The 13,186-nt window shown below is 66.3% G+C and carries 14 protein-coding genes; 5 read left to right on the top strand and 9 right to left on the bottom strand.

Annotated elements, in window-relative coordinates; translation table 11 throughout:
- From ppnN to grxD, 4 genes are all read right to left on the bottom strand, one after another.
- The coding region (gene ppnN / locus N5J73_RS19135) for a nucleotide 5'-monophosphate nucleosidase PpnN (protein WP_279941285.1) at positions 1–1,358 on the bottom strand (1,358 nt) is incomplete at its 3' end.
- Between the two features lie 252 nt (positions 1,359–1,610).
- A complete protein-coding gene (locus N5J73_RS19130; protein ID WP_049446486.1) occupies positions 1,611–4,832 on the bottom strand; it encodes a carboxypeptidase regulatory-like domain-containing protein in 3,222 nt (1,073 codons plus the stop codon).
- A gap of 233 nt (positions 4,833–5,065) precedes the next feature.
- A complete protein-coding gene (locus N5J73_RS19125; protein ID WP_049446484.1) occupies positions 5,066–5,842 on the bottom strand; it encodes an SDR family NAD(P)-dependent oxidoreductase in 777 nt (258 codons plus the stop codon).
- Positions 5,839–6,159, bottom strand: a complete 321-nt coding sequence (grxD, locus tag N5J73_RS19120; protein WP_005408852.1) for a Grx4 family monothiol glutaredoxin — start codon at positions 6,157–6,159, stop codon at positions 5,839–5,841. The genes N5J73_RS19125 and grxD overlap by 4 nt, the downstream gene beginning before the upstream one ends.
- Positions 6,160–6,279: 120 nt before the next feature.
- Here grxD and N5J73_RS19115 point away from each other — a divergent pair, with 120 nt between their 5' ends.
- Positions 6,280–6,858, top strand: a complete 579-nt coding sequence (locus tag N5J73_RS19115) for a superoxide dismutase (protein WP_049446481.1) — start codon at positions 6,280–6,282, stop codon at positions 6,856–6,858.
- Between the two features lie 75 nt (positions 6,859–6,933).
- Here the strand turns inward: N5J73_RS19115 and N5J73_RS19110 are convergent, their stop codons facing one another.
- The 3 genes from N5J73_RS19110 to purE form a co-directional block, all read right to left on the bottom strand.
- Positions 6,934–7,275, bottom strand: coding sequence for a carboxymuconolactone decarboxylase family protein (locus N5J73_RS19110; RefSeq protein ID WP_004152082.1), 342 nt, complete (start codon positions 7,273–7,275; stop codon positions 6,934–6,936).
- Between the two features lie 111 nt (positions 7,276–7,386).
- Complete coding sequence (locus N5J73_RS19105; protein WP_049446480.1) at positions 7,387–8,535, bottom strand: 5-(carboxyamino)imidazole ribonucleotide synthase; 1,149 nt, start codon at positions 8,533–8,535, stop codon at positions 7,387–7,389.
- Positions 8,532–9,035, bottom strand: a complete 504-nt coding sequence (purE, locus tag N5J73_RS19100; RefSeq protein ID WP_005412808.1) for a 5-(carboxyamino)imidazole ribonucleotide mutase — start codon at positions 9,033–9,035, stop codon at positions 8,532–8,534. Before purE ends, N5J73_RS19105 begins: the two co-directional genes overlap by 4 nt.
- A gap of 58 nt (positions 9,036–9,093) precedes the next feature.
- Here purE and N5J73_RS19095 point away from each other — a divergent pair, with 58 nt between their 5' ends.
- From N5J73_RS19095 to N5J73_RS19080, 4 genes are all read left to right on the top strand, one after another.
- The gene (locus N5J73_RS19095; protein WP_005408847.1) at positions 9,094–9,363 is read left to right on the top strand and encodes a Trm112 family protein; all 270 of its coding nucleotides are present in this window, start codon (positions 9,094–9,096) and stop codon (positions 9,361–9,363) included.
- Complete coding sequence (gene nadC / locus N5J73_RS19090) at positions 9,360–10,211, top strand: carboxylating nicotinate-nucleotide diphosphorylase (protein WP_049446478.1); 852 nt, start codon at positions 9,360–9,362, stop codon at positions 10,209–10,211. Before N5J73_RS19095 ends, nadC begins: the two co-directional genes overlap by 4 nt.
- Positions 10,212–10,381: 170 nt before the next feature.
- Positions 10,382–11,383, top strand: a complete 1,002-nt coding sequence (locus tag N5J73_RS19085; protein ID WP_049446477.1) for a DUF2272 domain-containing protein — start codon at positions 10,382–10,384, stop codon at positions 11,381–11,383.
- A 67-nt stretch (positions 11,384–11,450) separates the two neighbouring features.
- On the top strand, positions 11,451–11,801 hold the full coding sequence (locus N5J73_RS19080) for a DUF3301 domain-containing protein (protein WP_005408844.1): 351 nt from the start codon (positions 11,451–11,453) through the stop codon (positions 11,799–11,801).
- Positions 11,802–11,905: 104 nt separating this feature from the next.
- Here N5J73_RS19080 and N5J73_RS19075 read toward each other — a convergent pair whose 3' ends face one another.
- Positions 11,906–12,358 (bottom strand): ClpXP protease specificity-enhancing factor, encoded by a 453-nt coding sequence (locus N5J73_RS19075; protein ID WP_049446475.1) that lies wholly within the window; start codon positions 12,356–12,358, stop codon positions 11,906–11,908.
- 84 nt (positions 12,359–12,442) lie between these two features.
- A complete protein-coding gene (locus N5J73_RS19070; RefSeq protein WP_032128879.1) occupies positions 12,443–13,078 on the bottom strand; it encodes a glutathione S-transferase N-terminal domain-containing protein in 636 nt (211 codons plus the stop codon).
- Positions 13,079–13,186 lie beyond the last annotated feature (108 nt).

Below are 13,186 nucleotides of genomic sequence, written 5' to 3'. Positions count from 1 at the left end.
TCGCCGGAGATCTTCATGCGGCGCTGCTCGACGAAGGCGCGCAGCAGCGCGTCCAGGGCCTGCATCATGTCGGTGTCGCCATGGATCTGGAACGGCCCGAACTGCTCGATGCGGCGCATGCCGTCTTCCTTCACGTTGCCGGCCACGATGCCCGAAAACGCCCGGCGCAGGTCAGCCGCCAGCGCATGCGGTGCACGCCCGTGGTGCAGGTCCAGCGCGGCCATCGCTTCGTGGGTCGGCACGAACGGCTGCTGGTACTCCCACGGAATCTCGATCGACCAGTTGAAGAAGAACGAGTCCTTCTGCGCCAGGCGGTGCTCTCGCACGCGCTTGATGCCGTTGGCCATCTTCTTGGCCACCGCCACCGGGTCACCGATGATGATCTCGTAGCGCTCGGCGGCCTCATCACCCAGGGTCAGGCGGATGAAGCGATCGATCTGCTCGAAGTACGGCGCCGCCACGGTCGGGCCGGTCAGGATCAGCGGGAATGGCAGGTCCTTGTTCTCCTCGCGCAGCAGGATGCCGAGCAGGTACAGGATCTCTTCGGCGGTACCGACGCCACCGGCGAACACGATGATGCCGTGGCCGATGCGGACGAAGGCCTCAAGGCGCTTCTCGATGTCCGGCATGATCACCAGGTGGTTGACGATCGGGTTCGGCGACTCGGCGGCGATGATGCCCGGCTCGGTCAGGCCGATGTAGCGCGTCACGGTACGGCGCTGCTTGGCATGGGCGATGGTGGCACCCTTCATCGGGCCCTTCATTGCACCCGGGCCGCAGCCGGTGCAGATGTCCAGGCCGCGCAGGCCCAGTTCATAGCCCACCTGCTTGGTGTACAGGTATTCGTCGCGCGAGATCGAGTGGCCGCCCCAGCACACCACCAGGTTCGGGTCGCCCGGGTTGAGGATGCGCGCATTGCGCAGCAGGCCGAACACCGCGTTGGTGATGCCTTCGGACGATTCCAGCTCGGCCGCGTAGGCCGGGCCCATCTCGATGGCCATGTAGGCCAGGTCGCGCACCACTGCGAACAGCAGTTCGGCGACACCACGGATGATCTCGCCATCGACGAAGGCCATCGCCGGTGCGTTGACCAGGTCGATGCGCACGCCGCGATCCTGCTGCGCCACCTGGATGTCGAAATCGGGATACAGATCGCGCGCCGCACGCGGATCGTCAGAGGCGCTGCCGCTGGTCAGCACCGCCAGCGCGCAGCGGCGCAGCAGTTCGTGCATGCCGCCGGCGGAGGCATCACGCAGGCGGGCCACTTCGGCCCGCGACAGCACATCCAGCCCACCGCGCGGGTAGATCCGCGCATCCTGCACCGGCAGTGCACGGGCTGATTTTTCGTTCGTGGTCATGTCCAATTTTTTGCTTCCTTCAAGGTTTCCGACTGTACTGCCGCCCCCTTAAAAAGCAAAACGGCCGGGAAGCCCGACCGTTGGATGTGTGCTCCCCGCGTTCGCCTTTCCGGGACCGCATCGGCGGCATTGGCACCGCGCACATTTCTGGATGCTACGCCGATACCAGGAGACCTGCAAGGACTTTCGCCTGAACGGAAAACGGCCGGGTTTCCCCGGCCGTTTTCACTTACTGCTTCAGGTTCTGACGGATCAGAACTTGTACTTCAGGGTCAGCTGCATCGACCAGCGCGACACTGCGGTGTTGCCCTTGTCGTTGTTGTTTTCCTGCACCTGCGCGTTGTCGGTCGAACCCGTGAACGAGTACACGTACTTGCCGGTGGCCGGATCGATACCCGCGTAGTTGGCAACGCGACGGGTCGAGTAGAAGCCGTAGTCGTCGATCAGGCCCCACTTCTTGTTCAGCAGGTTGCCGACATTCATGATGTCCAGGGCAACTTCACCCTTGTGACCCTTCATGAAGCCCGGGAATTCCTGGCTGACGCGGACGTCGAAGCTGTTGACCCACGAGGCGCGGTGCGAGTTGGCCGGGACCACGCTGCCACGGTAGGCATCCAGCTCCGGGTTCTGCGCCAGCCAGTCGAAGAACGCCTTCTCCATCGTGGCGCCGCCGGTGAACTTCACGTCGCCCGGGCCCTTCGGCACGTAGAACAGGTCGTTGGTGGTCGCACCGTCGCCGTTGGCATCGTTGTAGAAGATGTAGCTGTACGGACGGCCCGAACGGCCTTCGTAGAACAGGCCGACGCGGGTGGCGTTGTCACCGAAGAAGTTGTGCTTCCACTCCAGGGTGCCGGTGATACGGTCCTTCATCGCGTAGCGCGAATTGTAGGCGACGTTCTCGTTGGCATTGAAGATCAGCGTGTTGTTCCAGTTCGAGGTGTTCTGCGAGCTGGACAGCGGGCTGACTTCGGTCGACTTGGTGTAGGTGTAACCCAGCGACCAGCCCCAGTTCTCGGTCAGCGGCTTGGCCAGCGAGAAGGTAGCCTGGGTGCCGCGGCCCTTGTCGGTATTGCGCAGAACCAGCACATCGCCGATGTCGGACGGACGGTTGGCACGGTCGACCGCATTCTTGGTGCCGGTGGAGATGCCGTAGTCGACACCCTTGTCGATACGGGTATTGGCCTGGTTCTGGCCAGCAGCATTCCAGTAGATCGCACGGCCGTCCTGACCGGTGGCGGTCGGAGCCGACACGTCCAGACGGTCGAAGTAGATGCCGTCCTTGACCTTGGTGAACAGCACTTCGGCCGATGCCACGATGCCGTACCACGGCAGCTCATGGTCGAACGCCAGGTTGGCCTTCCACACCGACGGCAGGCGGGTGCCCGGCGCGATGATGTCGACGTTCTGACGGGCCGAAGCCGGGCCACCGGCCGGGATGTACGGGTTCTTGCCATCCGGGGTGAAGGCACCGGCCGGGATGCTGCGCTCGTCGTACTCGATGTAGTTCAGGCCGGTGTTCTGGTAGGCACCTGCCAGCCACACGTTCGGGGCAGCGCCACCGAACAGGCCCACGCCACCGCGCAGCTGGGTCGGGCGCTCGCTGTCGAAGGTGTAGTTGAAGCCGACACGCGGCTGCACCAGGTTCTTGTCCACCAGCTTGGTGTTGTTGAAGCCGTACAGCTGCTCGATGCGCGGGTTGTACAGACGCTGGGTGCTGAAGTCAGGCATGTCGATGCGCACGCCGAACATCAGGTTCAGGTTGTAGTTGATCGCCCAGGTGTCCTGGATGAACACACCGGTGTTCTTCAGGGTGAAGTCGGCCGGGATGTCGCTGCGGCTGCCATCAGCGCGCGGCGCACGCAGCTGGTAGCGCGACGCCTTGCCTGCCAGGAAGTCGTTGACGCTGTTGAACTCGTACACGCCGTTGAGATTGCGGCCGTAGAAGTTCATCAGCTCGTTCTTCGAGTAATCGAAACCGAACTTGACGGTGTGATCACCGATGTACCAGGTACCGGCACCGAAGGCGCTCAGTTCCTTCGACTCGACGATGTTGACGTGGGTGTTCTGCTCGGTACCGACGTACAGCGAGTCATTGCCCGACTTGATGCGGATCTGCGGCATGTCGACCAGCGGAACGCGGTTGGCCGAGTAATCCTTGTGCGAGACCTTGAACTCGGTGGAGAAGTTCTCGGACCAGTCACTGAACAGTTCACCCATCCAGGTTTCGTATTCGGTCGGCTGCTGGTACCAGAAGTTGCTCAGCGAGATAGCGCTGCTGCTGACCTGCGGGAAGCGGACGACGTTCTGCTCCATCTTGTTGTAGCGCAGGGCCGCACGGTGGTTCTCGTTGATGTTCCAGTCCAGCTTGACCGCGTACTCTTCGATCTCGGTCTTGCTGTTCGGCGCCGACAGGCTCCCCGGGTCGTAGCCCAGCTTGCCCAGGAAGTTCTGGACATCGGTGATCTGCTGCTGGGTGATGGTGCCACGGCCGATCGGCGTGTCACTCAGGGAAACGCCGGCAGCCGCGCGCTCGTACTTTTCATAGTTGGTGAAGAAGAACAGCTTGTCCTTGACGATCGGGCCGCCGAAGGTCATGCCGTAGGTCTTCTCGTCCTCGAAGCCGTTGAAGTCCTGCTTGTCACCTTCCAGGCGCGAACGGACCATGTCCTTGTCGCGGTACGAACCGTACACGGTGCCGTGGAATTCATTGGTGCCCGACTTGGTCACGGCGTTGATCACCGCACCGGTACCACCGGCGATGGTGGTGTCGTAGTTGGCCAGGTCGATGTTGATTTCCTGGATGGCGTCCATCGACACCGGCTGACGCTCGGTCGGCAGGTTGTTGGAGCCCAGGCCGAACGGATCGGAGGCGCTGATGCCGTCGATGCGGATGGCGTTGTAACGGGTGTTCTGGCCACCGGCCGAGATCGCGCCGTCAGCTTTGCTGACCTGCGAGATGCGCGGATCCAGGCGGACGTAGTCCTGGATGTTGCGGCTGGCCGACGGCAATGCATCCATCGTTTCGCGGGTCACGTTGGTGCCGGTGCCCATCTTGTTGGCGCTGAACAGGTCCAGGCCGCCGGCAGTGGCGACAACGTTCACCGCGTCCAGGTTGGTCGCAGCCAGATCACCGCCCAGGTTGGCATTGACGGTGTTGACCTGGTTCAGGTTCAGGTAGACACCTTCTTCGGTCTTGGTGCCTTCACCGGGCTTGTTGATGGTGATGGTGTACGGACCACCCACGCGCAGGCCGCGCGCGTTGTAGCGGCCCGACGCATCGGTGGTGGCACGCGAAACAGTGCCCGACTCGGTGTGGGTGATGGTGACTTCAGCGCCGGCAACAGGCTGGCCTGCGGCGGACATCACCTGGCCGCCGACACCGGCGGAGGTGCTGCTCTGAGCGAAGGCGGGAGCGGCGGCGAGTGCGGCCACGAGACCAAGGGTAAGCTTGGACATCCGGAGTGGGTGGGTCATTTTTCGGTAGCCTCGATGCGAGTTGGCGATGGCGGAAAAAAAGCGCATCCAAACAGCCCTGCGGGTGGCTGGTCGGAGAGTTATCTGGGGTTCCCTACCGCCTGGCTGAAGGCAGCCATAACGGTTAACACTAGATTAACACGCTACGCCATCAATGTGACGGTTGTGCGACAGACGGCACCGGATCGCAACGCAATCGTGACGGGTTCTTCACTCCGTCTTCCCCCCCAGCCTCACTCCGACAGGGGTGCCTCACTGGCGTCGAGAATCCGGCCCCGCCAGGCATGCCCTGCGCTGGACAGCAGAGTCACGGCCACAGCAGCGGCGGCCTCCGGGCCTTGGGCGGCCGGGTCCTGGTCGACGGAATAGGCACGGGCGCGCAGCGCCGTGCGCAGCGGGCCGGGGTACAGGCCACTGACCCGTACCGGGCTGCGGCCGAGTTCGTCGTGCAGGCTGGTGATCAGCCCGCGCAGACCATGCTGGGCGACACCATACCCACCCCAATAGGCCTGCCCGACCCGTTCGGGCGCATCCACTGCAAACACCAGCGCCGCGTCTTCGCGCTGCCGCAGCAGCGGCAGGCAGGCTTGGGCCAACCAGGCGGGCGCAGTCAGGGTGACATGGATGGCACGGGCGAAGCTGGCCGGGTCGGCCAGTTCGAACGGGGTCAGGCCCGGGAAGTGAGCGGCACAGACCAGCAGGCCGTCCAGCCGCCCCAGCTCGCGCTGCAGGGCCTGGGCCAGCTCGGCATAGTCATCGGGGCCTGCGCCTTCCAGGTCCAGCGGGTACAGCAGGGGTTCCGGTCCGACAGCCTGGACCTGGGCATAGACACGGTCCAGGCGACGCGGCTTGCGGCCCAGCAGGACTACAGTGGCCCCGGCGGCCGCAGCGGCCACTGCCGCTGCACTGCCCAATCCGCCACCGGCGCCGGCAACCAGCACCACGCGATCCTGCAACGGGCGGCCATCGAGCGCCCCGTCGGTCGGTGACGTCGATGGCCAGGCACTCATCCCTGGGTCGCCTCTTCGACGATGCGCTTGAGCTCGCCGGCTTCGAACAGCTCCAGCACGATGTCGCAGCCGCCAATCAACTCGCCGTTGATGAACAGCTGCGGGAATGTCGGCAGGTTGGAGAATCGCGGCAGGTTGGCGCGGATCTCGGGTTCTTCCAGCACGTTGACGGTGCGCAGGGTGACGGCGCCGGCGGCCATCAACGCCTGTACGGCGCGGCTGGAGAAGCCGCACATCGGGTATTGCGGGGTACCCTTCATGAACAGCACGAGCGGGTAACGATCGACCTCGGCCTGGATTTGCTGCATTACCGCCACAACCTCACTCCTTGCTTCGCCGGACAAACCGACCGTGATGGTCGGCTAGACTGCCCACGGTAGCCGCCATTGTAAGCGGATGGAACCGGCTGCCGCCGCCCCCTGGCCACGAACCTGTCCATGCCTGTCGAATTGCCTGCCCTGCCCTATCTTCCCGGCTCCCTGCAGCCGCACCTGTCCGCACAGACCGTGGAACTGCATCACGGCCGCCACCATCGCGCCTATGTGGATGCCGTCAACGCTGGCATCCTCGGCACCGAGTGGGAGGAAGCGTCGCTGGAGGAGATCGTCCGCCATGCCCAGGGCACGCTGTTCGATGCCGCTGCCCAGGCCTGGAACCACGGCTTCTACTGGCAGTGCCTGCGCCCGCGCGGTGGCGGTGAGCCCCAAGGGCGGTTGGGCGAGCAGGTGAAGCGGCAGTTCGGCGACGTGCAGCGCCTGCGCGAGGAGTTCAACCGCACCGCGCTGGGCCTGTTCGGCTCCGGCTGGGTATGGCTGGTGCAGCACCCCGGCGGCCAGCTGGGCCTGCAGGCCACCCGCAATGCCGGCACGCCAATGACCGGTGAAAGCACCCCGCTGCTGTGCTGCGACGTCTGGGAGCACGCGTACTACACCGACTACCAGAATGACCGCGCACGTTACCTGGACGCGTTCTGGCAGATGGTCAACTGGGAATTCGCCGAGAGCCGGCTGCGCTGACCCCCTGTAGAGCCGAGCCCATGCTCGGCTGGCCGGACAGCAGCCGAGCATGGGCTCGGCTCTACAGATGAAGCTTCACGCGCTCTCGTGCGCGGCCACCGCGTCCATCACCCGCGCTGAATACACCAGCGCAGCGCCGGCATTGAGCGACACCGCCACACCGAGCGCCTCGGCGATTTCCTCGCGGCTGGCGCCATGCTTCAGCGCCGCGTCCACGTGCACGGTGATGCAGCCGTCACAGCGGGTCGTGACTGCCACCGCCAACGCGATCAGCTCGCGGGTCTTGGCATCCAGGTGGTTGGTCTGGGCGCCGGCGTTGGCCAGGGTGGCGTAGCCCTTGACCGTGTCCGGCGAGAGCTTGCCGATCTCGCCGATGCGGCCCTTCAGTTCCTTGCGATAGGCATTCCAGTCGAGCATGGGGGTGACTCCTGTGAAAGGAGCTCCACGCTACCACCGGAAATGTTGCGCCAATGCCTGCACCGGCGCGCCACATCGTTGCATTGCCGGCCAGCGGCCGGCACTACCGGCTCAGCGGTTCCGCAGCGCGTGTACCGCCGGCGCCACCTGGGCCTGGCGGTCCAGCTCCAGGCCAACCTGGTCCAGCGCATCGGCCAGTGCAGCGGCATCATCGTCACGCAGGGTGGCATGGCCGACCTTGCGGCCCGCGCGCGCTTCCTTGCCGTAGTCATGCCAGTGGCCGCTGGCCTGGGCCAGTACCGGTGCCGGGTCGGGCATCGCGCCCAGCCAGTTCAGCATGCAGGCATGACCGAGCATGCGGGTGCTGCCCAGCGGCAGGTCCAGCACGGCACGCAGATGGTTCTCGAACTGCGAGGTCTCGCTGCCTTCGATGGTCCAGTGGCCGGAGTTGTGCACCCGCGGCGCCATCTCGTTGGCCAGCAGTTCGCCATCGCGGCAGAACAGCTCCAGCGCGAACACGCCGACGTACTGCAGATGCTCGGCGACGCGACGGGCATAGCCGATCGCGGCCTGCTGCTCGGCGTCGGACAGCACCGCCGGTGCCACGCTGGCAGACAGCACGCCGTCGACATGCCAGTTGCCGGTGACCGGCCAGGCCTCGAAGCTGCCATCGCGGCCGCGCACGGCGACCACGCTGACCTCGCGCTGGAAGGCAACGAAGCCCTCCAGGATCAGCCCGGTACGCTCGACCTGCGCACCCAGCGCATCCCACGCGGCGTCGATGTCGGCCTCGCTGCGCAGGCGGAACTGGCCCTTGCCGTCGTAGCCAAGGCGGCGGGTCTTGAGGATGCACGGCAGGCCGAACTCGACAGCCTTCGCAGCCAGCTCGTCACGGCTGCGGATGTCAGCGAAGGCCGGCAGCGGGATGCCCAACTGCTGGAACAGGGTCTTCTCGCTCAACCGGTCCTGGGCCACCGCCAGCGCGGCCGGCGGCGGGTAGACCGGCACGCGATCGGCCAGGAACTGGGCACTGTCGGCCGGCACGTTCTCGAAATCGAAGGTGACCACGTCGACCTTGGCGGCGAAATCCGCCAGCGCCTGGCGGTCATCGAAGGCACCGACGGTGAGCGGCGCCAGCGGGCCGCTGCAGGCGTCGGCTGCCGGGTCGTACAGTTCGAAGCGCAATCCCAGCGGCGCACCAGCCAGAACCATCATGCGGGCGAGCTGGCCGCCGCCCAGGATGCCGACGGTCAGGCTCATTGGCGCGGATCGTCGTGGGCCATCACGTCTTCGGTCTGGCGCGCACGGAAAGCGTCGAGCGCCTGGCCGATCGCCGGCTGGTCGCTGGCCAGCATCGCAGCGGCGAACAGCGCTGCGTTGGAGGCGCCGGCATTGCCGATGGCGAAGGTGGCAACCGGAATGCCGGCCGGCATCTGCACGATCGACAGCAGCGAATCCATGCCGTTGAGGGCCTTGGACTGCACCGGCACGCCCAGCACCGGCACGGCGGTCTTGGCGGCGATCATGCCCGGCAGGTGCGCGGCCCCACCGGCACCGGCGATGATCGCGCGTAGGCCACGCGGGCCCGCCTGCTCGGCGTAACTGAACAACACATCCGGCGTCCGATGCGCGGACACCACCTTCACTTCGAACGGAACACCCAGGGCTTCAAGCTTCTGGGCGGCGTGCTGCATGGTTTCCCAGTCGGAACGGGAACCCATGACGATGCCGACAAGCGGCGCGATCGGGTTGGGGGTCATTGGCCGTCACCTGCCTTAAAGACGTATTCTAGCCATCTTCCACGCAAGACGAAGAACCATGGATCGCAAGCTGCTCGACCTGCTGGTGTCACCGGACACCCGCCAGCCCCTGTCCCTGCTGGATGGCAAGGGCCTGGAAGCCCTCAACAAGGCCATCTCCGCCGGCGCGGTGAACAAGGCCGATGGCAACCCGCTGGCGCAGCCGCTGCGCGAGGCGCTGGTCACCCGCGACCGCAAGCAGGTGTTCCGCGTTGACGACGGCATCCCGGTGCTGCTGGCCGAAGAAGCCATCCCCACCGCTCAGATCGCCGACTTCCCGGCCGCATGAGCACGCTGCCGACGCCGGATGCGGCCGTTGTCGCCGCCGATGTCGCGCGTGCGCTGGCCGAGGACCTGGGCAGCGGTGACGTCACCGCCGCTCTGCTGCCCGACCAGGCCGACAGCGCTTACCTGCTGTGCAAGCAGGACGGGGTGATTGCCGGCCGCCCCTGGTTCGATGCCACCCACCGCGCACTCGACCCGGACGTGCGTATCGAATGGCAGGTTTCCGAAGGCGACGCCGTCACCGCAGGCACCGTGCTGGCCGTGCTGCACGGGCGCAGCCGCAGCCTGGTCAGCGCCGAGCGCACTTCGCTGAACTTCCTGCAGACGCTGTCCGGCACTGCCACCACCACGGCCCGCTACGTGGCCGCTGTGGCCGGCACCGGCACGCGCATCCTCGATACCCGCAAGACCCTGCCCGGCCTGCGCCTGGCGCAGAAGTACGCCGTGCGCTGCGGCGGCGGCGAGAACCACCGCTTCGGCCTGTACGACACGGTGATGCTGAAGGAAAACCACATCCGTGCCGCCGGTTCGCTGGCTGCGGCGGTGGCTGCCGCGCGCCGGCAATGGCCCGCGCTGCCGCTGGTGGTCGAGGTGGAAGACCTGGCGCAGCTGCGCCAGGCGCTGGAAGCCGGTTGCGAACGCATTCTGCTGGATGACTTCAGCCCGGACCTGCGCCGCGAGGCGGTGCGTATCACGGCCGGCCGCATTCCGCTGGAAGTGTCCGGCAGCGTGGGCCTGGGCGGCCTGCGCTCGATCGCCGAGGATGGCGTCGACTGCATCTCCATCGGCGGCCTGACCAAGCATGTGCAGGCCATCGATCTGTCGCTGAAGCTGGGCCCGCCGCCGGCTTGAGGCCGGCAGGACTTGTAGAGCCGAGCCTCCGCTCGGCTGCCTATCGATGTGCGGCGCGCCCTGCACGCGCTTCGCGCGATGAGCCGGGCATGGGCCCGGCTCTACACGCCTTCACGGCTCGGCTACGGCCGCCTCTGCGACGCTGCGGGCACCCCCCACAGGAGCCGCGCATGCGCCGGATGCTCTTGCCTGCCTGCCTGCTGCTGGCCGCGGCCCCCTTGTCCGCAGCGGCGGCCGAAGCCTGCGATGTGCCACCACGTTTCGGCCTGAGCCCATTGGCGGTGGCCATCCGCAATACCGCCTGCAACGAGCACCGGCTGTGGTTCCGGCCCTTCATTGATCGTGATGGCCGCGCCGCCAGCCTCAGTGTCACCGAGGCCGAAAGCGATCACCTGGCCGACAACGGGCTGATCGCCTGGCAGCGCGTGGCCGGCTACTGGCGCAACAGCGGCACGCTCAACGCGATGGGCAGCATCGCGGGCGCCAGCAGCTGCCTGGCACCGCTGGGCACGCGCTACACCGACAGCGACTGCCGCGCCTTCCTGGTCGACAACCCGTGGTCGGCCGCGTTCATTTCCTGGGTGATGGTGCAGTCCGGCGTTCCCGGCTTCAACACCTCGCCACGCCACATCGACTACATCCGTGCCGCGTACCAGGGCGGCCCCCCGGGCGTACCGTACCGGCTGGTCGATCCTGCGACCACAAAGCCCGCACCGGGTGATCTGCTGTGCTTCCTGCGCGACCGCAGCAGCACGCTCAGCTACAGCGGGTTGGTGCAGGCGCTGGGCAACGGCTCGGTGGGCCACTGGAAGTCACATTGCGAAGTGGTGGTGGCGGCAAATCTCGGGGGCGACCAGACCCTGTACCTGGTGGGCGGCAATGTGATGAACACGGTGGCGATGCGGTTGCTGCAGCTGGATCGTACGGGGCTGATCAAGCTGCCTCCGGCACGCGAACGCAACAGCACCGGCATCGACCCCGGCTGCACGCCGGGCCGAGAGGACGAATGCAGCTTCAACCGCCAGGACTGGGCAGCGCTGCTGCAACTGACCGCCACGTCACCGCTGGTGATGCCCTCGCCCACTGCGACGCCGATGCAGCCCGCGCCTGCGCCGCAGCCGGTGGTCGTGCCCGCGCAACCGGTGTCCAGCGAACCGCAGCCGCGGCGGTGAATGCAGCGCTTGATCCAGCGCGCGTTCGCCGCCATCTTTGCGGGATCGACCTCTGACGGCTGACGCCATGCCCACCCTGCTGCTGTTGCTGATTGCCGGCGGAATCATCTATTTCTTCTGGAACGCGGCGCGTTCGGCCGCCGAGCGCGCGGTCGAGCTGGGGCGCAATGCCTGCCGCGCAGCCGACGTGCAATGGCTGGACCAGGCGGTGCACGCCACCGGCCTGCGCCTGTCGCGCGGCGAGGATGGCCGGCTCGGTTTCGAGCGCACCTTCAAGTTCGAGTATTCCTACGATGGCATCGATCGCCACGTGGGCCGCATGGTGCTGCGCGGCGACCAGCTGATCTCATTTACCGGCCCGGGCGCAGCGCGGATCAGCCAGATCCGCGCGGACGTGGACGATGCCGAGGATGTGTAAGCACTGAAGGTGTGCCGACCAACGGTCGACACCCACACAATTCCGGCAGCCACCGGTGAATCCTGCAAAGGAAAACGCCGCCCATCGGGGCGGCGTCGGAGACATTACTTGACCACGCGCAGGTTCGGGCGCCCCTTCGGCGGCGGACTGGCCGGCGGCGTATCGTCCGGCGGCGTGCCTTCCTCGTGCAGCAGCTCGTCGCTGGTCGGAGCGGTTTCGCTGCCCGGAATGTCATCCGGCAGCGCCATGCCCTGCCCGGTCTCGCGGGCGTAGACGGCCAGCACGGCGCTGATCGGCACCTGCACGGGGTAGCTGGTACCGGAGAAGCGCGCCGAGAAGCTCACCATCTCGTTGTCGATCATCAGCCGCACGACAGCACGTTCGGCGATGTTGAGCACAACCCGGCCATCCTTGATCGCCGAAGGTGGCACCTGCACGCCGGGGACGCCGGCGTCGACCAGGATGTGCGGGGTCAGCTGGTTGTCGTTGATCCATTCCACCAGCGCCCGCAGCAGGTACGGGCGGTGGCTGGTCATGTGGAAGAAGTCTTCGGTCATGCGTGAAGTGTACGCGCCCGGCGCCCTGCCGGGGCGGATCGCCTGCACGCCGGTCGGCGTGCAGACGGGTAAGGCGAGGCAGGATCAGCCCGGCAGATCGCGCAGCTTCTTTTCCTGGTCGGTCAGGCTGCGGACAAAGCCCGGATGGCGGAAGATGCGGTTGCCGTAGTCTTCAATCGCCTTGCCGTCCTTCGGCAGCGGCACATCCAGCGACTGCAGGCGCCAGATGATCGGCGCCATCGCGCAGTCGGCCAGGCTCATTTCCGGGTTGAGGAAGAACTTGCTGGCCTTGAACAGCGGCAGCGAGGCGGTCAGCAGTTCCTTCAGGCGCTTGCGGCCGGCCTCGGCCTGGGTCTTGTTGCCCAGCTGGATGGCCTGCACCTGCGGCACCCAGTCGTGCTCGATGCGCAGCATGGCCAGGCGGATGCGCGCACGCGAGAGTGGATCGACCGGCATCAGCGGCGGATGCGGGTAGCGCTCGTCCAGGTACTCGCTGACCACCGACGCGGCGTAAAGCACCAGTTCGCGTTCGACCAGGGTCGGCACCGAGTGGTACGGATTGAGGTCGATCAGGTCTTCAGGCGGGTTCTGTGGATCGACCGGAACGAAGTCGAAGGTCACACCCTTGGCCGCCAGGACCAGGCGTACACGGTGGCACAGTACATCGTCGTTCGAGGAAAACAGCGTCAGTGTATTGCGCATGCGTACGCTCGCCGCCATCAAAGGCTCTCCCACGACAGGAGACCGCCTGCCGCATCGGCGCCGCCGGCACCGTGCCGGCGATCGACTCCTCCCCGAGTGTGCAACCGACCATCACAAAAGCCAATA

This window comes from Stenotrophomonas sp. GD03654 (assembly GCF_029845105.1).
In the GTDB taxonomy this organism is placed as follows: Bacteria; Pseudomonadota; Gammaproteobacteria; order Xanthomonadales; family Xanthomonadaceae; genus Stenotrophomonas; species Stenotrophomonas africana.
Note: the sequence above shows the minus strand (reverse complement) of the source record. Positions and strands in the feature narration are given on the sequence as shown.